The following is a 21,444-nucleotide window of genomic DNA, read 5'->3' as shown; positions in this document are numbered from 1 at the left end:
GGGCAGCTACGCCGGGTCTCACAAGGCCTCAGGATTTTCAGCAGCCTCTTCCTTGCCGGGAAGGGGCTGTTGGCTTTTCAGGGTCTATCTCGCGGCGACGGTCTCCTGAATTGCCGGCTCTCGACTCGCCGAGGCGAGCCCGGCCGGAACGGTCCATGTCGACCGGGCGGCACGGTTAAGTCAACGTCAGGGAATGATCAGCGCGCCTATGACTGCCGCACTACCGACCGTCGCCGACCTGCGCAGGTCCGGCCGCATCAGCAGCCAGGAGATCGTCGCGGCGATCGACGCCTACATGATCGACCCGACGGCCGGCCCCTACCTGTTCGCCAGTGGCTACAGCCTCGACGTGTCCGCGCTCGTGACCTCCACGATCGACCCTACGGAGGTCGCGAACCGCGCCGGTCCGCAGGAGAAGACGTTCCGGAACGCGGTCGCGGCCGTCGTCATGGCGGCGCATCCGACGGCGCTGTGACCCGTCGGCCACTCGACCCGACCCCGATCCGGTTGGGGCAGGGGAGCGACCGACATCATCCCGCGAGCCGATACGCAACCGGCCCGTAACCAGGAACGCCCCCAACACCGTTGCGGTCCGGTGAACGACGCGGCATCGAGCGACCATGGTCCGATCCGAGCTCGTCGCCCGCATCGCGGAGCAAAACCCGCACCTCTACGCAAAGGACGAGCGTCCACTTTAAGCCGGGCAAGGCCATGCGTGGAAGGCTGAACCTCAAGCCGGCAAATCGGGAGCACATGACGGATGGCGTGGTTCGGGCGTCTTGAGTGCCCCAATCACCCTCCATCCTCAGCAAAACGCTACGTTCGTTGCAACACGGTTTGACGCCTCGTCGTTGTGGCGGCGATCTTGAGCATTCGTGCGTGAGGCTGAAGCCAGACTATGTCCCCTACCCCCTCGAATTCGGATCCGTCCGGTAAACCTGACGGACAAGCCTCAGCGGTCTGGACGCTGGCACTCGCCACCGCTCTCATCGGCCTCGTGGCGCTTCCGCGCCGCTCCACGACACGTGTGACATCAGGCGACCAAGGGGCGAACGACGCCCGTCAAGCGTCGCCCTCCCATGTCGGCCGCGATGCTGAAGAGGTGGCACACACGCAGGCCGATCGCGGCCGCCAGGCATCGAGACCAACTGAGATCCCGGCCAAGGGCTGGAAGGACATTGCCCTGCGTACCTACCGGGACGTCGGCGAGAACCGGATCATGCTGGTCTCGGCCGGCGTCACCTTCTTCGCGCTGCTGGCGATCTTCCCCGCGGTTGCCGCCTTGGTATCCGTCTACGGCCTCGTGGCCGATACCTCGACCATTAACGACCAGCTTGCCAGCCTGCAGGGCATCCTACCCCAAGGCGCTCTCGACATTGTGGGTGAACAAATCAAATCGTTGGATGAGAAGGGCAACGCGACGCTGGGGTTTAGTCTGATCGTCGGCATCGTTCTGTCGGTGTGGAGTGCCAACGGCGGCATGAAGCACATCTTCGACGCACTGAACCTCGTCTACAACGAGCGTGAGAGGCGCAATTTTTTCGTACTCAATCTCGTCTCGCTGGCCTTCACGGCGGGCGCCCTGACGTTCCTGGTCCTGGCACTCGGCGCAGTCGTGGTGTTGCCGGTGGTGTTCGAGTTCATTGGCGTCGGCAAGGACGCATGGTGGCTCGCTCTCCTGCGATGGCCGGTACTCCTGTTGGCTGTGCTCGGCGGTTTGGCGGTACTCTACCGCTACGGCCCGAGTCGGGACGCGCCGCGCTGGCGTTGGGTCACCGGGGGCAGCACCGTTGCGGCGATACTCTGGCTCGGCGGCTCGTTGTTGTTCTCCTGGTATGTGTCGAATTTCGGCAGCTACAACAAAACCTACGGCTCACTCGGGGCGGCGATCGGGTTCATGACTTGGATCTGGATTTCGACGACGATCGTGCTGTTGGGCGCCCAGGTGAACGCCGAGATGGAACATCAGACGGCTGAGGACACGACTGTTGGCGAACCGCAGCCCCTAGGGACGCGGGGAGCGAAGATGGCCGATAGCGTCGGGGCTGCTGCGGAGTAGCGAAGCTTCGCTCAGAGTTCAGGATCGAGACTACGTTCCTGTTCCGGGGGCTGTGCAAGGCGTTCGGCATACAGCGGGCGCCCCTCCGCTTGGTTCGCATGAATACGCTCCCGCAGCAGGACAGCCCGGCGCGCGATCGCTTCCGCGTCACAAGTTCGGCACGGCCCACCGCGACCGGCAGCATGGCAGTTGTTGGGGTTCTGACAGGACCGGCGAGGCATGGCAGCGACCATAGGAACCTCTATCGATCACCGCCATGCTCAAACCATTGCTATTTGACGGCCTAGTATGTCGAGCTTGAGGACCTATCAGCCCGACATCGCCAAACGCGCACTTCAGCAGCTATGTCGAGAAAACCTTGGTCTCGGTCCTGACGTTCGGCGGCGCGGTCGTGCTCGATACTCCGTTCGGCTGGGCTCCAGCGTCAAGCGGGGCGCATGAGCCGAGCTCCTGCGAACTTAATTCAACATCGTCGTTAGCTTCATCCGCATCAAATTTTCCTCTTTGCAGAAACCCTACGGTTTCATGGCCAAGATTTAATGCAGCGGCTGCCCTCCTGCCAAGTTGTAGGGACAGCCGCCACGAGCATCTTGGCGACGGAGTACTGAGGAAACCGGCCATGAAGATAATGAATACAATTTTTGCCGCCGCGGCGCTGACCACTCTGCCGCTGGCCTCCGCGAATGCGATGCCGATCGCGGCAGATCCGGGCATCACTGCTCCCATTACCCTTGTTGCGGGTGGTTGCGGCCCAGGCGCTTGGCGCGGTCCGTGGGGGCATTGCCGGAATACGCCGTACTCTGGCCCCCTCCCCGGCGGCTGGTACCAAGTGCGCGCAGGGAATGGGTGCCCTCCGGGCTACTGGCGTGGGCCATGGGGTCATTGCCGCAACACGCCGTTCCACGGTCGCCTACCCGACGGCAGCTTCCAGTAGGCGTCGCCTGCTACAATCCCAAAGGTTGTTTGGGCCTTGCCCCACAAATCGCGACCATGCCGCCGATCAGCCTGCAAATGGCACCGTCGGCAGCATGGCCCCGAGTGCTACGCTTCCACGCAGGATCCTGATCGCCGGGTTCAAGCCAACACATAGAGCAAGTCAAATCCCTCGTGACCGACCCGGCGCGCCGAAGCTGAACCCGGGACCGCATTCGCGCCCCTCGTGCCTGCTCTAGCGCCGTGGTGGAATGAGTGGGCGACTGAGCGAGGCACAATCAAGCATTGTAGCTGGCAGTCCAGCCGCGCACCGCTTCTGCGCGATCCTATAAATGATCATGCTCTTGATCATATTGCGCGTCGACCTTTCTTCGAATGCCTTATCTTCAAGATAGTGGCGATCGGCCGGATTGGGTTGTTGAACCATTGCCTGCACACCTGAGCGCCACGCCCCGAGCTCCAGGCGACAGGTCTCCAGAATTTGATCGGCCGAGCGAGATATATCTGAGGCTGACGCGTAAATTTCGTCGACACTTCGGCGCATGCACTTCACGAACGGCGCTTGCACAGCTTCAATTCGGCGCTGCTGCTCCTCTGTCTGCGCGTTCAGGGGTTCCACCGCGAGCGTGAGGGCGAATGCCAGGAATGTACTAGCTTTGCGACGCTTCGTGATCATCTCAGCTCAGCCGTGGAGCTCATCGGCCGAATGTCTCACAGAAAGCCTCAACGCCTAGTTCCGTTTTCCACCTCAAACCGACCTTGCGAGTGGGTATCAGGCGTCAAGTTTGTACCACTAGGCAGTCTCGACGGTGATCAGCCAGCCCGCGATCTCATCGAGCAGCAAGAGGCCGAGATCGCCGAGAAGGCTGGTCCGACGCCACGAGTGATCCAGAGCCCCATGAGAGCGGCTAAGCCAGAGCCGAAGCCCGCGCGGGAGTAGGGCCTATCGCAAGGTTTCCGCTCGCCCATTTTCGCTCCTGCGCTGCAATGCACCATCATCTAAAATTGATTTCTCGTAATTATTTTCGCTGTTCCTGAAACCTATCGGAGCTCAGTTTCGTCAAGGCCGCAACAGGGGGGTGCCAACGAGGCTCTTGGAGCATCTAATGCGCACTTTAATACTAATCTCGATTGTTTTTATCGGTTTTGCGTCACCGACACTGGCGCAGCATGTACAGCCCCGGAGGGTTGCTCCCGCAAATAACTCTGATATAACTAGCGATGAAAAGGCGGAAGAAACCAAGCAACTTATTGCAAAAGCAAGAGAAAGACAGAAATCTGTTGACAGCCATAACTCAGATCTTTGGGGGCGATGGACCTACGCTGTTTGCATTGGGTGTGGTTGGGCGCCGAAGAGCGTTCGGATCGTACATACGCATCCTGCGCGAGTTCTGATGGGTATCCCAGCGGCTGACGATGACGCGCGAGAGCGGAAGGGCATGCGCATTGAGGTGAGGCAGTCGGCATCAGACACGCTCTAGAAGCCTGATGAAGCAGGACGTGCCAGCAGTAGCGATGACGTTCCAATAGCCGCTATGACGAAACGATTGGCTCTGACGCTACTCCTCTCGCACGACCCGGATCAATGGATCCAGCACGTAGGGCGAGCCAGGTAGGTGGACGCCGTCGCCTTCGCGGCGGACGCTGATCTCGTAGCCCTGCCGCAGTGACAGCAGCTCCGCCGGCAGGTCGAGGGCAAAGCCGCACCGACCCGTCCCGAAGCCCTGAGCCGCCAGATCCTCACGGTACAGGTCGGCCAGTACCCGGCCCAACACGCGCCGCTCGATCACGACGAGTATAGGCACGGGCACGTGCGGCGCGCCCGGATCCCATGCCCAACCGATAATGCGGCGATGGTTCAGGAGGTCGATGCCCCCGCGCAGGACCAACTGGGCGCTCACGCCGCCAGCAGCGCCGTCCATGCCCCTGCTGCGTCGACCTGCTTGGCGCACACCAGAGACCCATCGGCCGAGCGACGCACCTCGACGACGTGTGGCACGCCTGGCGCCAACTGCACGTCCAGCCCGAGGTCGAAGCCGTATCGGCCGTCTCCCATGCCGGTTGCGGCGAGGTCCGCGCGGTACTCACTCGCTACGGTGAACGCCACCACAGCCCCATCCACCATCACGTCCAGGCATACCGGTGCGTCGAGCTGCGAGGCCTCATGTGCCCAGCCGGCCACGTGCAGCACGCCGTCTGTGCCGACAGTGCACCGATCCAGCCACGCCCGCACGGGGCCCGGCAGGCCACCAGCCTCACCTGACGAGACGGCACGAAGGGCCAAGCGCCCACGCAGCGTCGCCAGTTCCGGACCGAGTTCGGTGCGCTGGGCGTAGGGCACGGGAGCGGCGCCTGCGTCGAGGGCCTGGACGCCGGCGAAGCCAGCGCGCACGCCCGGGGCGGCCAGGAAGCTCTCGGCCGGGGTATTCTCGGCTAGGAGCAGGTCGTGGTTATCCAACTCGACATGCCAGTAGGTGAGATCCACTACTGCCTCGCCGCGGGTGATCGACGTGCCGTTCACGAGGTGCCCGGCGGCCACGAATATGCCGTCGACCATCAGGGCATGGTCGGGCGAGACGAGCAGGTCGCGGGCGGGTACGCGATCACCAAAGGCGTTGGCTTTGATCCGCACCGGGCGATCATGCTGCGGGGCGGTGAGGCCCGCATAGGAGCGGCTGCCGATCCAGCGGATTGGGCAGGGCTTGCCTGAGGCGGTCACGGCGAGGTCGCCGACACGCAGGGTCTCGACGGGCACGTCTTGGATCGTATGGCCGCGTAACACCCGGATGTGGCTACCAGTGACGTAGCAGGGGGCCGGGGCCGGCGTAGGGTTCGGAGCCGGGTTAGGGTTTGGCGCCGGGTTCGGAGTGGGGGTAGGCGGCGGAGTAGGCGGCGTGGCCTGGATGATCGTGTTGTTCTGGCCGTCGACCGTCGCCGTAAAACTGGTAGTGCGCGGGGCCGACAGCACGAAGTTCTGGCTCACCTGGCCGCCGCCACCGGTACGGGTTCCAGTGACGGTGATCGAGCTGTTGGAGCTGTTGTAGCTGACGCTGGAATTGGTCAGGCCGGCGAGCGCGAGTTCGTTGCCGGAGCCGAAGTTGGCCAGGGTGTTGGTGAAGGTGCCGTTCGTGGGTTGAGCAGCGACGTTGAGGCCCAGGCGAGCGGTGGCGGTGCCAGACATGCTGGCGAAATTGATAGCTCCAGTGCCGGCCGAGGTTGCTCCGCCCAGCTGCAGCGTGCTGGACGTCGTGCTCCCAACCGCGCCGATCGTCGTGCCGCCGGAGTAGGTGTTGGCCCCGGTCAGCGTCTGCGTGCCGCCGGTGATCGCCACGCCGCCAGTACCAGAGATCGCGCCGCTGTAGCCGGTCGAGCCATTCGTGACGGTCAGCGTCTGAGCGCCGAGTGTCGTCCCGCCGGCGCCTGAGACGGTGGTAATCGAGGCACCCGCCGTCGTCCCCGAGATGTCGAAGGTGCCGGCGTTGGCGACCCCGCTGGAATTGGCGATCGAGCCAGTGCCCGACAGGGCAAGCGTGTTGTTCGCCGCGATCGAGGTCGAGCCGGTGTAGGTGTTGGTGCCGGTTAGCGTAAGGTTGCCACCGTCGTTCTTGATCAGCGAGCCAGCTCCCGCGGCGGAGTCGCGGATGGGGTTGGCCAGTGTAGTATTCGTGCCTAGGACGCGCAGCGTGCCGGTGACGCCAATGCCGCCGTTGAGCGTGCCGGTGCTGGGCGTGAGGGTATTTGCGCCTCCAGTAAAATCAATAGCATCGGCCTGAACACCGTTGCCAGCATTAGCGAAGCCACCCGAGATCGTTCCAGTATTCGTGACTGCGAGGTTTGCACCGGAAAGACCAGCTCCACCTTGGCCTGCGATCCCGGCCGTGCCTCCGTTCGCCGCGCCGCCTAGACCGCCTGCGCCGCCCGTGATTGAGCCTCTATTAGTAACATCCCCACCGCCGATGACGACGGCGATCCCGCCGTTGCCGCCGTTACCTCCGACAGCCCCCGGACCACCGGCAGCCCCTCCGGCTCCTCCAACGCCGCCCGTGATCGTAGCATAGGAGTCGAGCGCGAACCGCTGGCTGGGTGCGACGAGCCCGGACCCGCCGGAGCCACCGCCGGCACCGCCGCCGGTTCCGTTGCCGGCCCCACCGATGCCGCCGGAGCCGCCTACTCTCGTAGTGGAAGCGACTAAACCTGAGCCATTGATGTAAAACGCGTGACTACCGCCTCCGCCTCCGCCCCCGCCATCGCCGGCGTTCGGCCCAGCGAGGCCAATCCCGCCATTGCCCCCCTGATATCCAGCGCCTGTAACCGTCGCGGCAGCACCGCCCGTCCCTGTGGTGTTAGCGACAGTTCCGCCGCCGGCACCGCCGGCTCCACCGGTCACTCCAGATGAGCCACCCGCCCCGCCGCCGCTCCCGGCCGTTGAGGAGCCGCCGTTTCCACCAGCGGCGCCGGCATTTGCGTCAACGAAATCGTCTGCGGTGGGCTGCCCCCCAGTCCCGGTTGCACCCGCGCCGTTTCCGCCCTGACCGCCTGCCATCGTCGCGTTCCCAATCGCCCTACACGGACCCGTCAGCCACGCTTTTGCGTGTGCGGATGCTTGCCGTCAGCGTGACGCTTGTCGGTTCGACAAGTCGATGGCGGGAGCGATCACAACGTAGTCGTCAGCCCCTTGAGCCCACCGTTTATCGCCACCTGTGCTGTGTGAGCGACAGTCTGAACTGATTTCAGATCGCCTAATTCAGCCATAAGTCCAGACGGAAATACCTGCAGCAGGCCAGCGTTCTAACCATCGGCAACTACGTGGACGAAGGCGCGGCGGCATGGCGGACTGATGCAAGGCATTAGGCCCGCTCCAGCAGGTCGACGAGGTACGAGGCGGCCGCGGCGAGGACATTGCCCCGCCCGCCCCATCGCAGAGGCTCCACCTCGATCACGGTGGTCACCTCCGGCAAGGTGGTCTCGGCCGCCTCGGCCTCGCGGTCTTGGTCGTTCCCCCGCAGCCACGTGACTTGGCTGCCTGTGTGGTTCTCGGGCGCCGCCAAAGATGGCTCGGCGTCGGCGCCGTCCTCAAGGTCCGTATCGCCGTCCATGCGGTCGAGCACGGCGATGATGCGGTCCGCGGCGTCGAGGGCGACCTGTGCGGCCTCCTCCAGGCTGGCGCGGAGGGCTGCTCCGGCCAGCGGCTCCAGGGCCTCCGGAGCGGCCGGTTTCGGACGCGGGGTGAAAGTGAGCACGTCGCCCATGATGTCAGGTCTCGGGTCGCAGTGAAGGGGAAGCCCGGCGGGATCCGGCCGGGGCGGTACACACGGCTACGGGAAGAGAGGCTCAGCGATTGTCCGAGGTGTTCAGCTCGGACAGCAGCGCTTCGTCGACAGGCCGGCCGTTCGTGTTGAGTTCGTGTCGGATGAGCACGCCCAGGCGCTCGTGCCGGTCGTCGGCGCTTACGGCCGTGCGGCTCCGAACCTCGCTGGCGATGGCGCCGAGGAACGCCCCTGCTCGGTCGTACTCGCGGTCCAGCACCTCGCCGGCCGGCGTGAAGCCGCTGTGCCGATCCGCAGTGAAGCACGGGATCGCGCCAGCGCCGGTGAGATGGTGGAATACGCCCTCCCAGGTCTCGTAGAGGCGGGCGAGTTGGGCGAGGTCGCAGCCGGACAGGTCGTGCGTAGCGCCATCGTCCGGCGGGGCGCAGTCGGCCTCGAACGCCGCGGTGACGGCGCCCATGATCTCCCGGAATAGGTAGGCCGGGCAGTCGGGATCCTCGACGCTGCTGCCCGTGAAGAGCGCGATCTGGAACCGAGCGTAGTCGACCAGGGCGAGCCGACCGGCGCGGGTCGTCGGCGTGGTGCGCCACACAGCATCTCGCGTCGCGCTCTGCGCCTCCGTCAGCGCCCGTTCGCGTAGGAACCAGTTTGGCCGCGAGGTCGAGGTCGGGTCCAACCCGAACACCTTCATCGCGTCTTCGGCGCGGTAGCTCTCCGCGATCACGGCGTGGATCGGATCCGGATCGTCGGCCACGGGCGTGACCGGGTATTCATCGGCGAACGCCAGGGCGAACAGGCCGCCGAGGTTCAGCTCGTGCTCAATCTCGGCCATGCGCAACTCGCGCTCGGTCGCCAGCGGGTAGAGCCGGGCGCACTCAGCCGGCGTCAGCTCGCCCGTCTCCAGCGCCTTGCCGAGGCTGCTCGCAGTCCACCACTCCAAGGTGGTGCGCTTCAGTTCGGGGTAGCCGTTGGCGAATTGGGTCCGGATGGTGTGCTCGTGGCAGGCAGCCTTGAACGCCGCCTTCGCCTCATTACTGCCAGGCTGCGGCTGAAGGTGGGGGTGCTTTCCGAGGCTCGCCCTTAATGTGGCGGCCCGCTGCTTGAGGTCGGGGCGGTCAGGATCACGCCGGAACAGGCTGGACAGCTTGAGAGATGGCACGGGCGGCCTCCGAGGTCATAAGGATGGCGGGAGGCGCGGCAGGGCGAGCGCCGCGCAGTGGCGGCGTCAGGCCCGATCTGCGCGGGTCGACGCGTGCTTGTGTTCGAGGCTGGCGGAGTCGATGCCGGAGACGGCAGCCGCGCTGCGCAGCAGGTTCGGCCAAGCGCCGCCCGTGTCCTTCCACGGATAGAGGCCGATCACCCGGACCAGGGCGGCCATGCCCTCTGGGGTAGTGGCGACGTGCCGCCCGATCTCACGGTTCAGATCGCGAAACTCGTCTTCCGCCGTCCGGCGGGCCGCTTCAAGGCGCCGTCGGTCGGTCGCGGTCTCGACGGCTTCCACCTGGGTATCGAAGGCGTCGGCGATCGGCAGGAGGGCTTTCCACCGGCGGATCCGGCCCGGCGTCTTGCCGCCTTGGCCAAGCATCGGGACCGCGCGGGCGATGGCGATGCGCAACGCCTCACCGGTCCAGGCCCGCTCGGTGTGAGCCTCCTCGGTTCCCCAATCCAGAGCGACGTGCCTGAGGTTCACGCCGAGGAGCGTGGGCCAGCGCCAGCCGCCGAGCACCCGAATTTGCTCATCGCGGGTCGCGAACAGCTCGGGCGGGCACGTGACGATGACCGCGTAGACCTGCTGATAGGCGACACCCCATTCCTCCCGCGCCCTCTCTTGCGCGTCGTGCGCTCGTAGCCACCGCTCGCCCAGCGCCACGAGGGCGGCGTCGGGATGCGGCTGCGCGGGGGGCGCCCCGATTGGCGCGGAGATCGCCGGCAAGGGTGCGGCGACAGCGAGGGAGCCAGCCACGACGGTGCGGCGGCTCAAGGTGCCACGCAGCTCGGCCGCGCGCTCACGCAGGCTGGCAGTTGGATTGCGGCGGATCAGGTTCTTGAGGGACGTGCGCAGGAACATCGCGGGATCCTCGAGAGTGAGGGGCGCGGGCAACCGGCCCGCTCGGGTGCGGGTCGGGTCAGAGCAGCGTGGCGAAGCCGGTCACGACGATGCCGCCGCCGATGATGGCGACCGCAGCCAGCAGTTCACCGGCGGTGTCGAGGAAGCGCAGGGACCGGCTGTGCGCGGTGTCCGGGCGGACCGGATAGACGCCTTCCCACGCGTCGATCGTGCCGGGCTGCTGCTCGTTCGGCAGGTTCAGGTGTCGGCCATCGGCCGAGAGCCGGCGGCGGCCGGTGCGGGCGCTGGTGCTGCGAGCCGTGGCGGGCTGCGAGAAATCGGGGATGCGGGCGTGCGTCATCGTTCGGGCTCCGGTGAGGGCTCGTGGCGGGGATCAAAAGGGGAGGGTCGACTCACTCGCCCAAGTGTCTGGGCGGTCTGGGCTTTCAGGCGCTCAAGGGCCCAAAAACGGCTTCTGGACTCATGCTATCAGTGAGCGGCCATGTGGCGGGCCATCTTGGCGGCGCGCCACGCGGCGGTGAGGCAGACCGACATGGCCTCGCCCCAGGTGCAGCCGAACCGCTCCTGATGGGCGCGGGCAGCAGAGGCGGCAGCCGACATGATGGCGCCGCGGTCGAATTGGCCGGCAGCGAACAGCGGTCGGCGGGTGGTGCGCACTGTCATGTCGATGCGAGCCTTTGCCGAGAGCAGGCCGGGTGCGACGGCCGGCCGGCTGTCGTGCAGGCTGCGGGAGAGTGTGTTCCAGGAGACGGTGCGGTGGGACATCGGATATGCCTTGCGCGGGTCACTGCTTGCCCTTATCGTGTAATCCCATCCCGATAACACGTCAACACTCAACGCGTATGTTTTTGCATGATAGGTGTAAAATGCTGACGGGTGAGCAGCTGCGCGCCGCGCGCGCGATGCTGAAACTGGAGCAGGGCGAACTGGCCGAGCTGTCCGGCGTGTCGGCCGAGACCATCAAGCGGCTGGAGCGATTGGACGGCCCGCTCAGCGCGAACTCGATGACCCTGGCCGGGCTGCAGAAGGCGCTGGAGCACGAGGGGGCGATATTCCTGCCGGAAAACGGCGGCCTTCCCGGTGTTCGGCTGCGGCGCGATCCGCCGGCCAACATTCGTGTGCGGAAGCGTCGAGGCGAGGCATGACCGCCGGCCTAGAGTTCATCCCCGAGAACGGCGGTGGGGCCGGGATCCGGTTCCGGGAGAGGAAGGGGCCGTGACACGCATCAGCGATAGCAATCTGCCGGCGCCGCGCCGTCCTAGAGCGATGCCGCACTGGCTGATGTTCGTGATCAGCGTCCTAGCCCTCAGCGTGCCGGTCGCCGGCCTGTTGTTCATGGTGTGGCTCGCCCTCGCGCGGCCCACGGACTTCATCATCAGCATCGTCGAGATAGCCTACATCGGGGTCGGGACCGTCCTGATCGCCACCGGCGTGGCGTCCTACTTTCATCGAGAGCGACAGGCGCGCTCGTGAGTAGCAAGGCTCAGATCTCGGTTCGGGGAGCGGAAGGATTGATCACAGGCCCGCAGCTTCTCGCAGCACGGCTCTCCATTCGCTGGACGCCCAGAGATCTGGCTCAGCGCGCCAAGGTGCCTGTGAGCGTTGTCGCGCGTGCCGAGGGCAGCCCCGAGGGGCTGACGGTCACGATCGCCCAGCTCAACGCCCTCCTGCAGGCTCTGCGGGCTGCTAGCGCCAGCGTCCTACATGCCAACCCTCGCCCATGCGGCGAAGATGCAAAAAATCGTTAACTGAGCCTGTGGGACATGTGATTTTCGCAACCGATTGTGCATAACCTCCTCTTGACTCAGGGCGAGGCGGCGCCAATTATCGCGGGTAATAACACCCCCCACGCCTCTCCATGGAAGCGCCTCAGGGGGGTTTCTTTTTGTCTAAAGTCGACTTTACAAAACCTGCCATTACACTCGATGCGCAGCTTGATCTCCTTAGACAGCGCGGTCTTGAAATCTCAGACGCAGGAAAAGCTAAACACTTTCTACAGTTTGTTGGTTACTATAGGCTTTCGGGCTATTACAAATATTATACTGACCCAGCGGACCCTAAGAGAGAGCGATTTGTCCCTGGCATATCGTTCGAGCAGCTGGTCGAAATCTATAATTTCGACCGCCGCCTAAGGGCGCTATTCACCCGGGCATTCGAAAGGGTGGAAGTAGCAGTAAAAGCCACGCTATCTGATGCCGGCGCGCAAACGCACGGACCATTTTGGCTGTGCGAACCGTCGAACTTTGACCGCGGCTCGCACCGTTTGATTACCGAAGTTCTCGACGGCTGCGTTGGCGATAGAAACCAGCCGCATCAGCACATGTTCATAAATCAGTTTATGAATAAATATTCTCAGCCATATCCACCCTCTTGGATGATGACTGAAATAATGTCATTCGGATCTATATCGAAAATATATAAGTTTTCAAAAGGAAATATACGGCAAGCCGTATCATCAAAGTTCGATCTGCAGCATGACGTAATGGAAAGCTGGCTTCATTCCTTATCATTCGCACGCAATGTCTGCGCGCATCACAATCGTATATGGAACAGGGCGTTTACTATCAAGCCTAAGGTACCACGTGTTTATTCACCTCATTGGCCGACCTTTGGGCACGACAGGCTTTTTGTTATCTGTGGAATGACATGGCACTTAACAAAACTAATCGACAATTCATCGCCGTGGGCGTCACGGCTTGAACAACTGATTGACCGCCGGCCCGGCGTGCCATTGAAAGCGATGGGGTTTCCTGACAACTGGCGCGAGATACCGCCATGGAATTCCCACTGATGCCCCAAGCTTGAGAGCAGAGCCGTTCACGCTCGCTCAACCACGGGCAGCCATTCTGCCTGTACGCTGGTGAGATCGACGACCTCCCCCGCCAGCCCGTGATCAGATTGGGCGGCGGGGCCGAGCCGGTAGAACACCGTGGGCATCTACACCTCACGGTATTTTGAATTCATTATGCGACCAGGTCGTCCGATGGCGCATTGCGCGATTATGGACACGCTTGATCCCACTATCAGCTGCAACTCCCCTGCGCTAAAGCGGCTAGCTCAGGCACTCGATGTGCCGTCAGAAGAATTCCTGGCCGAGCCGCGCGTCAACGAAGTTGGCGACCTTCTCGTCTTCGTGCGCATCTGGTCGGAGATCAAGAACGTTCAGGACCGTGATCGTGTCCTAGAGATAGCCCGACAGGAGGCCAAGCGGGTCGGCTACAAGGGCTACGTCTGACCCCATCCATGTTGAGCAACCCCGCTTCTGGCCGCATGTCCTATCGACTTTGCTTGCCGTAGCTCCCTGACGTCAGCCGACCCCGCTTCACATGTGACTTCTATCGCATACGTCCAAGACCTGTCGCAGTCGCGGCCGTCGGCTGAGCCAGTTCAGCCTTAAGACGGTGTGATGCGACGAACGAAAAGCGACGCCGCAGGCTAAGGATCGGCCGCTCAATCATGTGCCAGGACACCATCGCAAACAGGATGATACACGGCAGCGCCAAGAGAACTTGCTGGGTCGTGTCGCGCACAGGTACGAGGGCAACTAGAGCCTGCTGAAGTGGCCATCCGTACAGGTAGATCCCGTAGGAATAGTCGCCACGCCGAAGCAGGGTGGGGACCCAGAGGTTCGTCACGCCCAAACATACGATGAGGTAAATCAGTGCGGGCAGGATCATAAGGTTCATGAACGGGAAGACTGGCACTGCTGTGACGGCAGTTAAGTCGAAGGCGCCTGCGACGAACACGATCACTGCTGCGAGGCCGATCAATCGCCAGTCGTAGGGCAGCCGGTAGCGATATAGATAGGCGGCGATCCCGAGCAGGAATGCCACGTAGAGCCGTGAGGCCTTGTCGACGAACAACTTGTCGGCCAGTCGAGCCGGGACGCTGACGGGGTCACCTATGGCGCCGAGGCCCAGGATGAAGCCGAGCAGGATCACCGCCCCTGCCGCACCAAGGACTAAAGCTGGCCGCCGCAGCAGGCCGGTCAGCACGCAGGCCGACATCAGTGCGTAGCAGGCGATTTCATGAGGGATGGTCCAAAGCGAGCCGTTGACGACGTCAGTGGGATTGTGCGCGAACACGCCCGGCAGCGTATAGACGATCAGTCCTAGGATGTTGGCGAAGTAACGGTAGGCCTGAGGATCGGTGGCGTATCTCAACAATGGTAGATCACTGAACAGCGGGCCAAGAACGACAGCGCTGAGTACGATTTCCACTGCAAGCGCGGGAATAATCCTCAGCGCTCGGTTGAGTAGGAAGTCGCGGAGCCGGAGGCGAAGGGCGCTGCCGGTGATCAAAAAACCACTCAGCCCGAAGAAGGCAGCGATGATGCTATAACTGCCGAGTTCAAAGAACCCGCCGACGCGGGTGATCTCATTATTCACGATGGCGCGCCCGTGCCAGATCACGACGGACACAGCTAAGACAATCCGCAGCAAGTCGAAGCCGGGGGCGAGCCCGCCTCGCCGGTCGAGAACGGATCCGACGGTTTGCATGAGTGTTTCCGACCACCGAGCTGTTACTCAGCAGCCTTACAGCACAGGGCATTGCTAAAAAGCGTTGAAGACCACGATACGTATTAGGCTGCGCGATTGAACACAGGGTATTCCTTTCACGGGGATCGTCGTTTGATCCGCTGTCAGGGCTGCCAGAATGCGGGCGCAGGATAGCCGCAGCGATCGGGCTGGAGAGTGATCGTCGGAAGAGCAGTGCCAGGGCCGGTACACGGTAGATGTCACAATGCGGCTTAGCCGGTGTGGTTGCTCTAGGCCCACCTCAATCCCCCTGGGCGGGCCTTGCTCGTTTTGGGCTTTGAAAGGTCAGCACTGCGGTGCACCATGGTGCGTCCTCCCGAGGGACACCCACCGGCCCGGTCCAAATCCCTCCCCTCACTCGGAACGGGTCGGTGGGTCTCGACGCTGAGCAACCCCGCTTCTGGTCGCATGGCCTGCCTGCAGCACCTGGCGTAGCTCGGCCGGATGTCATCCGGTCTCGCCCCCACCCTGATCCCGAACCCCGTCGCGATGTGGCATGGGGCGATTGAGAATATCTCCCCGCACGCCTCGCCCTGCCGCTACCTAACGCCGGCGCAGTGGGCGAAGATGCGGGAAGCGGCGCTCGACTTCTGCGACCGGTTCGGCGCGGAGGCTCAGCGGCACGGCTGGACGGATCGACAACTGTTCGGCGTCCATCCTGAGCACGGCACGCTGCGCGTCGACTACTGCGGAGCGCTGATGGTTGCCGGCGACCGGGTTCATGCCGTCGATGCCGACCGCATCGTGTTCGAGCGGACCGCGGCACGCCGGGATAAGCAGGGACAGGAATGGGGCCCACCGATCTGGGAGTTCAGGGCGAAGAGAGGTTAGTCCCGCACCTCGCTCGACCCGAGTTCCGCGATCACAGCCCGCCCGGCCGCGGTCAGAAACCACGCCGGCTAGCTGCGACCAACTCCGTGCACATGCCGCTCTACGACTAGGCCCATCTCAGCAAGCATCGGCATGTAGGTCGGGTAGGCTTCATGCTGGAGGCTCTGCGAATGGGCGGCGCAGGCACGAAGCGCCAAGAGGGCGCGGCCACGGATCGGGGCGTGCGGTTCGGTGGGCATAGCGGCGTCGAGCTACGGCGACTCGACGAACATGAACACCAGCGTCGATAACATGAGCAGCGCTCCGAATGCGTAGACCAGGTAGAGGTCGCGCTGATCCTCTTTTCCCCGCGTCTGCATGACCCTGGTCAGCTTGATGCCAGCGGCTATCGTCCATGTCGACGAGACCATGATGGCCGCAAATAGGATCCAGCCAGTGAGGGTCTGAGGCATCGCGCACTACTGCAGTCGGCCGACGCCGCCGTTCAGGCCGAGCACGATGGCCCAGGCCAGCAGGTCCCCGGCAGTGATTGGCTCACCGCCGTCCACGCGCCAGTTCTCGTGATCGTCGTCGGGTTCGACGGTGTGGCCGCGGGATGTGAGCACTGTCACGGCCTCGGCGATGGGATCCTCCTCAAGCATGCGGCTACGCGGACGCCACGATCATTCGGGTCCGCGCCTCAATCATGCGCTCTTCGTCTGGCTGATCCGCCATGTCCGCGGCGACCTTCTCGACGATCTGCCGCGTGGCCGCCTCGTCCAGTCCCAGGCCACGGGCGAACCCGTCGAGCCGGCGCATCATGTGCTGGATCGCCACGCCTGCATTGGGTTGATCAGCCATGTGCCGGGCTTCCTGCGTGGGCGGTATCAGCGTCAGTTCCTAGAGCACTCAAGATGCGAGAGACATGATGCGCGCCTTCAAGCCCGCGCTCTAATCTGCTGATCGAACTCTGTGCAATGCCGAGCTGACGGGCGAGATCGTTCTGAGACAGCCCCAACTCACGTCGCCTCCTTCGGATGATCAGCCCGATGGGGAGCGAAGGCGCAGCGGAGGTTCCAGCCTCACTCATGCCTCATCCCTTCACCGGCTGTGCCAGCAGGATCGCGGTGCGGACCATGTTGCGCTTGTAGGCGTCCCGGTCGGTGAGCAGTGCGTCCTGTGAGGCCTTGTGGCCTGCGACGGCCTCGCCGAGGTCGAGCACCCACCCTTTGGCCAGCGGGTAGGCCTCTGAGGCCAGATCCGCGAGCACGGCGTCGACGGCGGCGGTGATCTCGTCGTCCGTCACCTCGGAGACCTTGCGCAGGTCGGACACGGTCGGGTTGCTGGCCATGCCGGAGAGCTACTGCAGCTCCCCTGCCCCGTCCATGAGGCTCGTTCGCGTTGACCCGCCATCACGACAAATGCGCGATGCCACGCGCCAGGACGATGAAGAACGCGAACAGCAGCAGCATGGCGGCCGTCGCCAGCTTGGCGCGCACCCACCCAGGATTTTCCCCCTTCATGAGCGACTTAGCTAGAGCGTAGACGGCCGGGCGGCCATATCACCACGGCTCGCCCGGCCTTGAGCATAACCCGGTCGCGTCCACGGCCGGTAGGAAGCAGATAGCGAACTCTCATTGTCTGCACCACGTCACCACATGACCACGTTACAACGTGGTGACGCGATCCCGTTGCCAGTTTCCGCGTGGTGGACTAAGGTCCGATAAGAAGAGGTTATCGGACACCAGCAGCTCGCATGTCGCCAACGCCCCCTCGCCTCTCGTTTTCGCACGCCGGGCAGGACTTCATCGCCAAGGCGCGGGCAACGGCGGCTGGCGTTGAGGTTCGCGGCTTTTGGCATGCTCGCTCGAGGGGACGGACGCGGTTCTTCGTCGTCGTGCCGTCTGAGGCCATCCAGAAGGCCCAACGGCCTGACTGGGCCGATCCGGTACAAGCAGCTTTGAAGCTCGTTCGAAGCCAGATCATCTCGGCGATCGACAAGGGTGAGCCGCTGCACGAGGAAACGCTGCCTTGAGCTCGGAAATCACCCTCCCCTCACCGATTGGCCTGCAGGCATTCGCTGATCGGGCCCGCCAGTATGCCGACCAGTCGCGGGCTGCGAACACGCGCCGGGCCTACGCCTCGGATGTGCGAGCCTTCGCAAACTGGTGCGAGGCACGTGGCGAGGCGTCGTTGCCGGCGAGCCCAGCTGCAGTGCTATCATACCTGATTGACCACGCTACCACGTTGAAAGTTGTCACGTTGCAACGTCGTCTCGCTGCGATCCGAGAGCAGCACGCTGCGGCGGGGTTCAAACTCGACACCTCGTCCGCAGCGTTCCGCGACACGTGGCGCGGGATCAAACGGGCGCACGGCCAGCCGGCGGCCAAGAAGCGGCCCCTAATGACGGTGGACCTGCGGCGGGCCGTGGCGGCTCTACCGGACACGCTGGCTGGCCGGCGCGATCGCGCGCTGATCTTGGTGGGCTTTGCCGCGGCGCTGCGCCGGTCCGAGCTCGCAGGGCTCGAGGTTTCGCGGCGGGACGGTGGTGCGTGGGTCGAGGAGCAGCCTGACGGCCTCGTGGTGCACCTCGCCCGCAGCAAGACCGATCAATCGGGGGAGGGCGCCGAGATAGGCGTACCCTATGGCTCGAACATGGAGACATGCCCAGTGCGCAGCTATCGCGCGTGGATCAAGGCCGCTCAGTTGACGGAGGGGCCGGCGTTCCGGCCGATCGACAGGCACGGGCACATCGGCGCTGAGGCGGTGACGGATCGGGCCGTGGCTCGGATCGTCCAACGCACAGTCGAAGCGGCGGCCCTGGCGGAGGGGCATTCACCGGACGAAGCGCGGCGGCTCGCGGCAGCCTATGCGGGGCACTCGCTCCGGTCCGGGCTCGCCACGTCGGCCGCAGCCAACGACGCGCCGGGTCACGCGATCCAGCGACAGCTCCGACACAAGCGCTTCGACACGACGAGCGGCTACATCCGGTCCGGGCAGCTCTTCAAGCAGAACCCGGCCGGGATGGCGGGGCTGTGATGCGCGTTCTGGCTCTCACCACACAAAAGGGCGGATCGGGCAAAAGCACGCTCGCGGCCTCGCTCGCCGTTGCGGCGATGCAGGACGGGGAGACCGTCGTAGCACTAGATACGGACCAACAAGCGTCGCTCCTCGGATGGGGACGGCGCCGAGAGGCGAATGGCCTGGACGTGCAGCGGGTGGAGCCGTCGGCGTTCGCCGGAACACTCAAGCAGTTGCGCGGTGCTGGCCAAGTCTCACTCGTGATCGTCGATACGCCCGGCCGGTTCGGGCCCGACGTCGCGCTCGTACTGCGCGAGGCGAGCCTGTGCCTTCTGCCAGTTAAGCCGTCGATCCTCGACGTCGAAGCAGCAAGGCCGACGGTTGAGCAGCTCAGGCTTCTCGGGCGGCAGTTCGCCTTCGTTCTCAACCAATGCAATGCCACTACGCAGGCCCGCACCTTGGACGCGGCTACCGCTCTGGTCAGCACAGGTGCACTTGCCCCGTCGATGGTGGCGACGCGCTCGGATTTCCTCGACTCGATGACGACAGGGTTAGGCGTCACTGAACTGGCGCCGAAGGGCAAGGCGGCTGTTGAGGTCCGGCTGCTCTGGCAGTGGATCAAAGCGCAGCTCGCAGGGGCGAAGGCATGAGCAAAAAACCGCGGCCGTCCATCAACGATCAGCTCGCCAGGATCGCCACGCAGGCGCCGGCATCCGAGCAGCCACGTGACCCCGCTACAACGCGTCAACGTGACGACGTTACCACGTTACAACGTGATGGCGTGGCAACGGATCCACAGGTTAGCGTTGTGACTGACAACGTGGTGCCAGAGCCCGCCGGACCGGAGGGGTACAAGCGACGGGTCCGGTACGAGAAGCCCCACGCCTCGATCTACGCGCACCCGAAAGTGTTCAAGGCGCTTCGGGAGATCGCGGCCGCCACTGACTGCAAACCGCATGACCTCTACATCGAGGGGCTGCGGCTGGTGCTGCGCCAGCACGGGCGCGATTTCGACGCGTTGAACCGGGGCGAGTGACCACGTGGTCACGTGACAGCGTTGTCATGTCTTATCGTGAAAAAGCCGTTTGGCTCTCGACCTCAATCCTCCGGCGTGACGCAGGTCCCCATGAAGGCCTTCCGAGCAGGGCCCTTCAGCTTCTGATCCGCAGCCTGTCGGCGGCAGCGTGCTAGCACCTCCGGATCGACGACATCAGCCGCCTCTTCGCCTGGGGATGATGCGGCTGAGGCGTTCTCCTCATCAGGCTCCGGCCGGCCCTGTGCGGCTCCCATAGCAGGAAGGCAGGTGAGGGCGGCCAAGGCGGCTATGAGCGCGAGGGTAGGTCGCATGAATGTTCGCCTGGCTTCGCACGTGGGCAGTCACTGTGAATGCGATCTAAGGCGAAGGTACGATCCGCCGATCTCGCCCGGATCATCGACCAGCCAGGCACCGGGATCTCCGGACTGTGGTCGGGCACATTCGACGAGCGAACGCCTTCAAAGGGCACTCGCGGAGCGGCTTTCTTCAGAGAGCAATCCTTGAATGCCTCAGCGCCCGCTGCATCGCCTCTTGGTTGCAGAAAGCAACTAGCAACTTCGTCAGATTGTTTTAGGAATTTCGCTCAGGTTTAGGCACCTTAAACTTTCCGACCGCTAGTCTCGCCCTAGGGGCTGTTATGAACCTGTGGCGAGTTGAGCGGCCTTTTTGAGCATGAGGCAGACGAAAGCGACGAGGTGCAGGTCTGCCAGGGTGCTTGCATAGCGCTCGTAATCTTTGACGAGCCTGCGAAAGCGTGTGGCCCAGGCAAAGGAGCGTTCGACGACCCAGCGGCGGGGCAGGAGTACGAAGCCCCGCTTGGCCTCGGGCAACTTTACCACCTTCAGTTCGATGCCGTGCGCGCGGGCTGCCGCGGCCGGCTTCTCGCCCGTGTAGCCCTGATCGACGAAGGCGACCTCGACGCTCTCGCCCGTGGCTGCCTGCACGGCCTTGGCCAGCCGGCCAACCTGAGCCCGATCATCAGCATCGGCGGGTGTGACATGCAGCGCCAGAAGGTGGCCGAGGGTATCCACCGCCATGTGCAGCTTCGAGCCCTTCTTGCGCTTAGCCCCGTCGTAGCCGGCCCGCTCGCCGCTCTCGGGTGAGGAGCGCAAGGTCCGGCTGTCGAGCACGGCCGCGCTCGGCTCCGGTGGGCGACCGGCCGCCATGCGCAGCACCGCACGCAGGTCCTCGGCCAGCTGCTCGAAACAGCCGGCCGCCAGCCAGCGCTGGGCCTGCTGATACACGGCAAACCAGGGCGGCAGGTCGTGGGGCATCAGCCGCCACGGGCAGCCGCTCCTGACCACGTAGCGCAGGCCGTTGAACACCTCGCGCAACGCATGCTCACGCTGACCGGCATCCTCACGCAGCAGCGTCAGGTAGGGCGCAACCAGTGATCGGCCCCCACGAGGTGGTCCAAGGGTAGAGTTAGTGCACGGTGGGCCGCTCCGCCACGGGTAGCTTGCCGGCGGAGCTGGTCTGGCAAGCGCAGCCGGCCAAGCGGAGAAGGCTGGCATGAACACCCCCGTGGCCGGCGGTCGGTATCTCAGAGAGGCATGCGGGCGCACGCCGTTGTAGTGACGTCGCCAGCTTTCCATGACGACCTGCGCTACCCTGAGTGTGTAGAAGATCTCGCCGTTCAGGCGTTCGTCGCGAAGCCGCGCGTTGAAGCTTTCCACGTAGCCGTTCTCCCACGGTGAGCCTGGTTTAATTTA

General features: G+C 64.1%; 30 protein-coding genes and 1 pseudogene. 13 read left to right on the top strand and 18 right to left on the bottom strand.

Annotation, left to right across the window (positions count from 1 at the left end; translation table 11 throughout):
- Positions 1–208: 208 nt before the first annotated feature.
- Complete coding sequence (locus tag MKK65_RS08060; RefSeq protein ID WP_243956908.1) at positions 209–475, top strand: hypothetical protein; 267 nt, start codon at positions 209–211, stop codon at positions 473–475.
- A gap of 423 nt (positions 476–898) precedes the next feature.
- Complete coding sequence (locus MKK65_RS08055; protein WP_243956906.1) at positions 899–2,059, top strand: YihY/virulence factor BrkB family protein; 1,161 nt, start codon at positions 899–901, stop codon at positions 2,057–2,059.
- Positions 2,060–2,401: 342 nt separating this feature from the next.
- On the opposite strand, the gene MKK65_RS08050 is transcribed toward MKK65_RS08055, so the two are convergent.
- Positions 2,402–2,773 (bottom strand): hypothetical protein, encoded by a 372-nt coding sequence (locus tag MKK65_RS08050; protein ID WP_243956958.1) that lies wholly within the window; start codon positions 2,771–2,773, stop codon positions 2,402–2,404.
- On the opposite strand from MKK65_RS08050, the gene MKK65_RS31515 reads away from it, so the two are divergent.
- Positions 2,679–2,993, top strand: a complete 315-nt coding sequence (locus MKK65_RS31515; protein ID WP_409565381.1) for a GCG_CRPN prefix-to-repeats domain-containing protein — start codon at positions 2,679–2,681, stop codon at positions 2,991–2,993. The genes MKK65_RS08050 and MKK65_RS31515 overlap by 95 nt on opposite strands.
- Positions 2,994–3,227: 234 nt before the next feature.
- Here the strand turns inward: MKK65_RS31515 and MKK65_RS08040 are convergent, their stop codons facing one another.
- The 3 genes from MKK65_RS08040 to MKK65_RS08030 form a co-directional block, all read right to left on the bottom strand.
- Positions 3,228–3,668 (bottom strand): hypothetical protein, encoded by a 441-nt coding sequence (locus MKK65_RS08040; RefSeq protein WP_243956904.1) that lies wholly within the window; start codon positions 3,666–3,668, stop codon positions 3,228–3,230.
- A gap of 883 nt (positions 3,669–4,551) precedes the next feature.
- Positions 4,552–4,914: a hypothetical protein gene (locus tag MKK65_RS08035; RefSeq protein ID WP_243956902.1), complete on the bottom strand. Its 363-nt coding sequence runs from the start codon at positions 4,912–4,914 to the stop codon at positions 4,552–4,554.
- Positions 4,890–6,323 (bottom strand): Hint domain-containing protein, encoded by a 1,434-nt coding sequence (locus tag MKK65_RS08030; RefSeq protein WP_243956900.1) that lies wholly within the window; start codon positions 6,321–6,323, stop codon positions 4,890–4,892. The genes MKK65_RS08035 and MKK65_RS08030 overlap by 25 nt, the downstream gene beginning before the upstream one ends.
- A 97-nt stretch (positions 6,324–6,420) precedes the next feature.
- Between MKK65_RS08030 and MKK65_RS08025 the strand changes: the two genes are divergently transcribed.
- Positions 6,421–6,558, top strand: a complete 138-nt coding sequence (locus MKK65_RS08025; RefSeq protein ID WP_243956898.1) for a hypothetical protein — start codon at positions 6,421–6,423, stop codon at positions 6,556–6,558.
- Positions 6,559–7,839: 1,281 nt separating this feature from the next.
- Here MKK65_RS08025 and MKK65_RS08020 read toward each other — a convergent pair.
- From MKK65_RS08020 to MKK65_RS08000, 5 genes are all read right to left on the bottom strand, one after another.
- Positions 7,840–8,241, bottom strand: a complete 402-nt coding sequence (locus tag MKK65_RS08020) for a hypothetical protein (RefSeq protein ID WP_243956896.1) — start codon at positions 8,239–8,241, stop codon at positions 7,840–7,842.
- Between the two features lie 82 nt (positions 8,242–8,323).
- The gene (locus MKK65_RS08015) at positions 8,324–9,418 is read right to left on the bottom strand and encodes a hypothetical protein (protein ID WP_243956895.1); all 1,095 of its coding nucleotides are present in this window, start codon (positions 9,416–9,418) and stop codon (positions 8,324–8,326) included.
- 66 nt (positions 9,419–9,484) lie between these two features.
- Complete coding sequence (locus tag MKK65_RS08010; RefSeq protein WP_243956894.1) at positions 9,485–10,327, bottom strand: hypothetical protein; 843 nt, start codon at positions 10,325–10,327, stop codon at positions 9,485–9,487.
- A gap of 58 nt (positions 10,328–10,385) precedes the next feature.
- Positions 10,386–10,667, bottom strand: a complete 282-nt coding sequence (locus tag MKK65_RS08005; RefSeq protein WP_243956893.1) for a hypothetical protein — start codon at positions 10,665–10,667, stop codon at positions 10,386–10,388.
- A 128-nt stretch (positions 10,668–10,795) separates the two neighbouring features.
- Positions 10,796–11,092 carry a hypothetical protein gene (locus MKK65_RS08000; RefSeq protein ID WP_243956892.1) on the bottom strand — a complete coding sequence of 99 codons (297 nt, stop codon included), beginning with the start codon at positions 11,090–11,092 and terminating at the stop codon, positions 10,796–10,798.
- 101 nt (positions 11,093–11,193) lie between these two features.
- Here MKK65_RS08000 and MKK65_RS07995 point away from each other — a divergent pair, with 101 nt between their 5' ends.
- From MKK65_RS07995 to MKK65_RS07980, 4 genes are all read left to right on the top strand, one after another.
- The gene (locus MKK65_RS07995) at positions 11,194–11,472 is read left to right on the top strand and encodes a helix-turn-helix domain-containing protein (protein ID WP_243956891.1); all 279 of its coding nucleotides are present in this window, start codon (positions 11,194–11,196) and stop codon (positions 11,470–11,472) included.
- A 70-nt stretch (positions 11,473–11,542) separates the two neighbouring features.
- A complete protein-coding gene (locus tag MKK65_RS07990; RefSeq protein ID WP_243956890.1) occupies positions 11,543–11,800 on the top strand; it encodes a hypothetical protein in 258 nt (85 codons plus the stop codon).
- Between the two features lie 385 nt (positions 11,801–12,185).
- Complete coding sequence (locus MKK65_RS07985; protein WP_243956888.1) at positions 12,186–13,118, top strand: Abi family protein; 933 nt, start codon at positions 12,186–12,188, stop codon at positions 13,116–13,118.
- A 138-nt stretch (positions 13,119–13,256) separates the two neighbouring features.
- Complete coding sequence (locus tag MKK65_RS07980) at positions 13,257–13,562, top strand: hypothetical protein (RefSeq protein ID WP_243956886.1); 306 nt, start codon at positions 13,257–13,259, stop codon at positions 13,560–13,562.
- A 100-nt stretch (positions 13,563–13,662) separates the two neighbouring features.
- On the opposite strand, the gene MKK65_RS07975 is transcribed toward MKK65_RS07980, so the two are convergent.
- A complete protein-coding gene (locus MKK65_RS07975; protein WP_243956883.1) occupies positions 13,663–14,826 on the bottom strand; it encodes an acyltransferase family protein in 1,164 nt (387 codons plus the stop codon).
- A 483-nt stretch (positions 14,827–15,309) separates the two neighbouring features.
- On the opposite strand from MKK65_RS07975, the gene MKK65_RS07970 reads away from it, so the two are divergent.
- Positions 15,310–15,696, top strand: a complete 387-nt coding sequence (locus tag MKK65_RS07970; RefSeq protein ID WP_243956881.1) for a hypothetical protein — start codon at positions 15,310–15,312, stop codon at positions 15,694–15,696.
- A gap of 251 nt (positions 15,697–15,947) precedes the next feature.
- On the opposite strand, the gene MKK65_RS07965 is transcribed toward MKK65_RS07970, so the two are convergent.
- The 5 genes from MKK65_RS07965 to MKK65_RS07945 are packed head-to-tail and all read right to left on the bottom strand — an operon-like array spanning position 15,948 to position 17,026.
- On the bottom strand, positions 15,948–16,148 hold the full coding sequence (locus MKK65_RS07965) for a hypothetical protein (protein WP_243956879.1): 201 nt from the start codon (positions 16,146–16,148) through the stop codon (positions 15,948–15,950).
- Between the two features lie 6 nt (positions 16,149–16,154).
- Entirely contained in the window at positions 16,155–16,337 is a 183-nt protein-coding gene (locus MKK65_RS07960) for a hypothetical protein (RefSeq protein WP_243956877.1), read from the bottom strand.
- A gap of 4 nt (positions 16,338–16,341) precedes the next feature.
- The gene (locus MKK65_RS07955) at positions 16,342–16,536 is read right to left on the bottom strand and encodes a hypothetical protein (RefSeq protein WP_243956875.1); all 195 of its coding nucleotides are present in this window, start codon (positions 16,534–16,536) and stop codon (positions 16,342–16,344) included.
- On the bottom strand, positions 16,529–16,765 hold the full coding sequence (locus MKK65_RS31510; protein ID WP_243956873.1) for a helix-turn-helix domain-containing protein: 237 nt from the start codon (positions 16,763–16,765) through the stop codon (positions 16,529–16,531). Before MKK65_RS31510 ends, MKK65_RS07955 begins: the two co-directional genes overlap by 8 nt.
- Positions 16,766–16,768: 3 nt before the next feature.
- Positions 16,769–17,026 carry a hypothetical protein gene (locus tag MKK65_RS07945; protein WP_243956872.1) on the bottom strand — a complete coding sequence of 86 codons (258 nt, stop codon included), beginning with the start codon at positions 17,024–17,026 and terminating at the stop codon, positions 16,769–16,771.
- A gap of 405 nt (positions 17,027–17,431) precedes the next feature.
- Between MKK65_RS07945 and MKK65_RS07940 the strand changes: the two genes are divergently transcribed.
- The 4 genes from MKK65_RS07940 (at position 17,432) to MKK65_RS07925 (ending at position 19,732) form a co-directional block, all read left to right on the top strand.
- The gene (locus MKK65_RS07940; protein WP_243956871.1) at positions 17,432–17,710 is read left to right on the top strand and encodes a hypothetical protein; all 279 of its coding nucleotides are present in this window, start codon (positions 17,432–17,434) and stop codon (positions 17,708–17,710) included.
- Positions 17,707–18,714, top strand: a complete 1,008-nt coding sequence (locus MKK65_RS07935; protein WP_243956870.1) for a tyrosine-type recombinase/integrase — start codon at positions 17,707–17,709, stop codon at positions 18,712–18,714. Before MKK65_RS07940 ends, MKK65_RS07935 begins: the two co-directional genes overlap by 4 nt.
- Positions 18,714–19,346 (top strand): ParA family protein, encoded by a 633-nt coding sequence (locus MKK65_RS07930; protein WP_243956951.1) that lies wholly within the window; start codon positions 18,714–18,716, stop codon positions 19,344–19,346. The genes MKK65_RS07935 and MKK65_RS07930 overlap by 1 nt, the downstream gene beginning before the upstream one ends.
- Positions 19,347–19,504: 158 nt before the next feature.
- Positions 19,505–19,732, top strand: coding sequence for a hypothetical protein (locus tag MKK65_RS07925; RefSeq protein ID WP_243956869.1), 228 nt, complete (start codon positions 19,505–19,507; stop codon positions 19,730–19,732).
- A 62-nt stretch (positions 19,733–19,794) separates the two neighbouring features.
- Here MKK65_RS07925 and MKK65_RS31505 read toward each other — a convergent pair whose 3' ends face one another.
- The 3 genes and pseudogenes from MKK65_RS31505 to MKK65_RS07915 all read right to left on the bottom strand — a co-directional run.
- Positions 19,795–19,986: a PsiF family protein gene (locus tag MKK65_RS31505; protein ID WP_409565382.1), complete on the bottom strand. Its 192-nt coding sequence runs from the start codon at positions 19,984–19,986 to the stop codon at positions 19,795–19,797.
- Between the two features lie 381 nt (positions 19,987–20,367).
- Complete coding sequence (locus MKK65_RS07920) at positions 20,368–21,123, bottom strand: IS5 family transposase (RefSeq protein WP_243956949.1); 756 nt, start codon at positions 21,121–21,123, stop codon at positions 20,368–20,370.
- Between the two features lie 34 nt (positions 21,124–21,157).
- Positions 21,158–21,444 (bottom strand): annotated as a pseudogene (locus tag MKK65_RS07915) (integrase core domain-containing protein); the annotation flags it as partial.

The sequence above is a fragment of the Methylobacterium sp. J-001 genome (assembly GCF_022829565.1).
Lineage (GTDB): Bacteria > Pseudomonadota > Alphaproteobacteria > Rhizobiales > Beijerinckiaceae > Methylobacterium.
The sequence above is the reverse complement of the archived record's forward strand: the minus strand, read 5'-3'. Positions and strand labels throughout refer to the sequence as shown.

What these genes read in the sequence shown, in the direction of transcription:
- MKK65_RS07985 (WP_243956888.1), top strand. Translation starts at nt 12,186, where the DNA reads ATGGAAGCGCCTCAGGGGGGTTTCTTTTTGTCTAAAGTCGACTTTACA.
- MKK65_RS07975 (WP_243956883.1), bottom strand. Translation starts at nt 14,826, where the DNA reads ATGCAAACCGTCGGATCCGTTCTCGACCGGCGAGGCGGGCTCGCCCCC.
- MKK65_RS07940 (WP_243956871.1), top strand. Translation starts at nt 17,432, where the DNA reads ATGTCGCCAACGCCCCCTCGCCTCTCGTTTTCGCACGCCGGGCAGGAC.
- MKK65_RS31510 (WP_243956873.1), bottom strand. Translation starts at nt 16,765, where the DNA reads ATGAGTGAGGCTGGAACCTCCGCTGCGCCTTCGCTCCCCATCGGGCTG.
- MKK65_RS08035 (WP_243956902.1), bottom strand. Translation starts at nt 4,914, where the DNA reads ATGGACGGCGCTGCTGGCGGCGTGAGCGCCCAGTTGGTCCTGCGCGGG.
- MKK65_RS07930 (WP_243956951.1), top strand. Translation starts at nt 18,714, where the DNA reads ATGCGCGTTCTGGCTCTCACCACACAAAAGGGCGGATCGGGCAAAAGC.
- MKK65_RS07945 (WP_243956872.1), bottom strand. Translation starts at nt 17,026, where the DNA reads ATGGCCAGCAACCCGACCGTGTCCGACCTGCGCAAGGTCTCCGAGGTG.
- MKK65_RS07995 (WP_243956891.1), top strand. Translation starts at nt 11,194, where the DNA reads ATGCTGACGGGTGAGCAGCTGCGCGCCGCGCGCGCGATGCTGAAACTG.
- MKK65_RS07965 (WP_243956879.1), bottom strand. Translation starts at nt 16,148, where the DNA reads ATGCCTCAGACCCTCACTGGCTGGATCCTATTTGCGGCCATCATGGTC.
- MKK65_RS08020 (WP_243956896.1), bottom strand. Translation starts at nt 8,241, where the DNA reads ATGGGCGACGTGCTCACTTTCACCCCGCGTCCGAAACCGGCCGCTCCG.
- MKK65_RS08060 (WP_243956908.1), top strand. Translation starts at nt 209, where the DNA reads ATGACTGCCGCACTACCGACCGTCGCCGACCTGCGCAGGTCCGGCCGC.
- MKK65_RS08005 (WP_243956893.1), bottom strand. Translation starts at nt 10,667, where the DNA reads ATGACGCACGCCCGCATCCCCGATTTCTCGCAGCCCGCCACGGCTCGC.
- MKK65_RS08000 (WP_243956892.1), bottom strand. Translation starts at nt 11,092, where the DNA reads ATGTCCCACCGCACCGTCTCCTGGAACACACTCTCCCGCAGCCTGCAC.
- MKK65_RS07960 (WP_243956877.1), bottom strand. Translation starts at nt 16,337, where the DNA reads ATGCTTGAGGAGGATCCCATCGCCGAGGCCGTGACAGTGCTCACATCC.
- MKK65_RS07955 (WP_243956875.1), bottom strand. Translation starts at nt 16,536, where the DNA reads ATGGCTGATCAACCCAATGCAGGCGTGGCGATCCAGCACATGATGCGC.
- MKK65_RS31515 (WP_409565381.1), top strand. Translation starts at nt 2,679, where the DNA reads ATGAAGATAATGAATACAATTTTTGCCGCCGCGGCGCTGACCACTCTG.
- MKK65_RS08040 (WP_243956904.1), bottom strand. Translation starts at nt 3,668, where the DNA reads ATGATCACGAAGCGTCGCAAAGCTAGTACATTCCTGGCATTCGCCCTC.
- MKK65_RS08050 (WP_243956958.1), bottom strand. Translation starts at nt 2,773, where the DNA reads ATGCCCGGATCTGCCGCGATCGGCATCGCATTCGCGGAGGCCAGCGGC.
- MKK65_RS07970 (WP_243956881.1), top strand. Translation starts at nt 15,310, where the DNA reads ATGTCATCCGGTCTCGCCCCCACCCTGATCCCGAACCCCGTCGCGATG.
- MKK65_RS08010 (WP_243956894.1), bottom strand. Translation starts at nt 10,327, where the DNA reads ATGTTCCTGCGCACGTCCCTCAAGAACCTGATCCGCCGCAATCCAACT.
- MKK65_RS31505 (WP_409565382.1), bottom strand. Translation starts at nt 19,986, where the DNA reads ATGGGAGCCGCACAGGGCCGGCCGGAGCCTGATGAGGAGAACGCCTCA.
- MKK65_RS08055 (WP_243956906.1), top strand. Translation starts at nt 899, where the DNA reads ATGTCCCCTACCCCCTCGAATTCGGATCCGTCCGGTAAACCTGACGGA.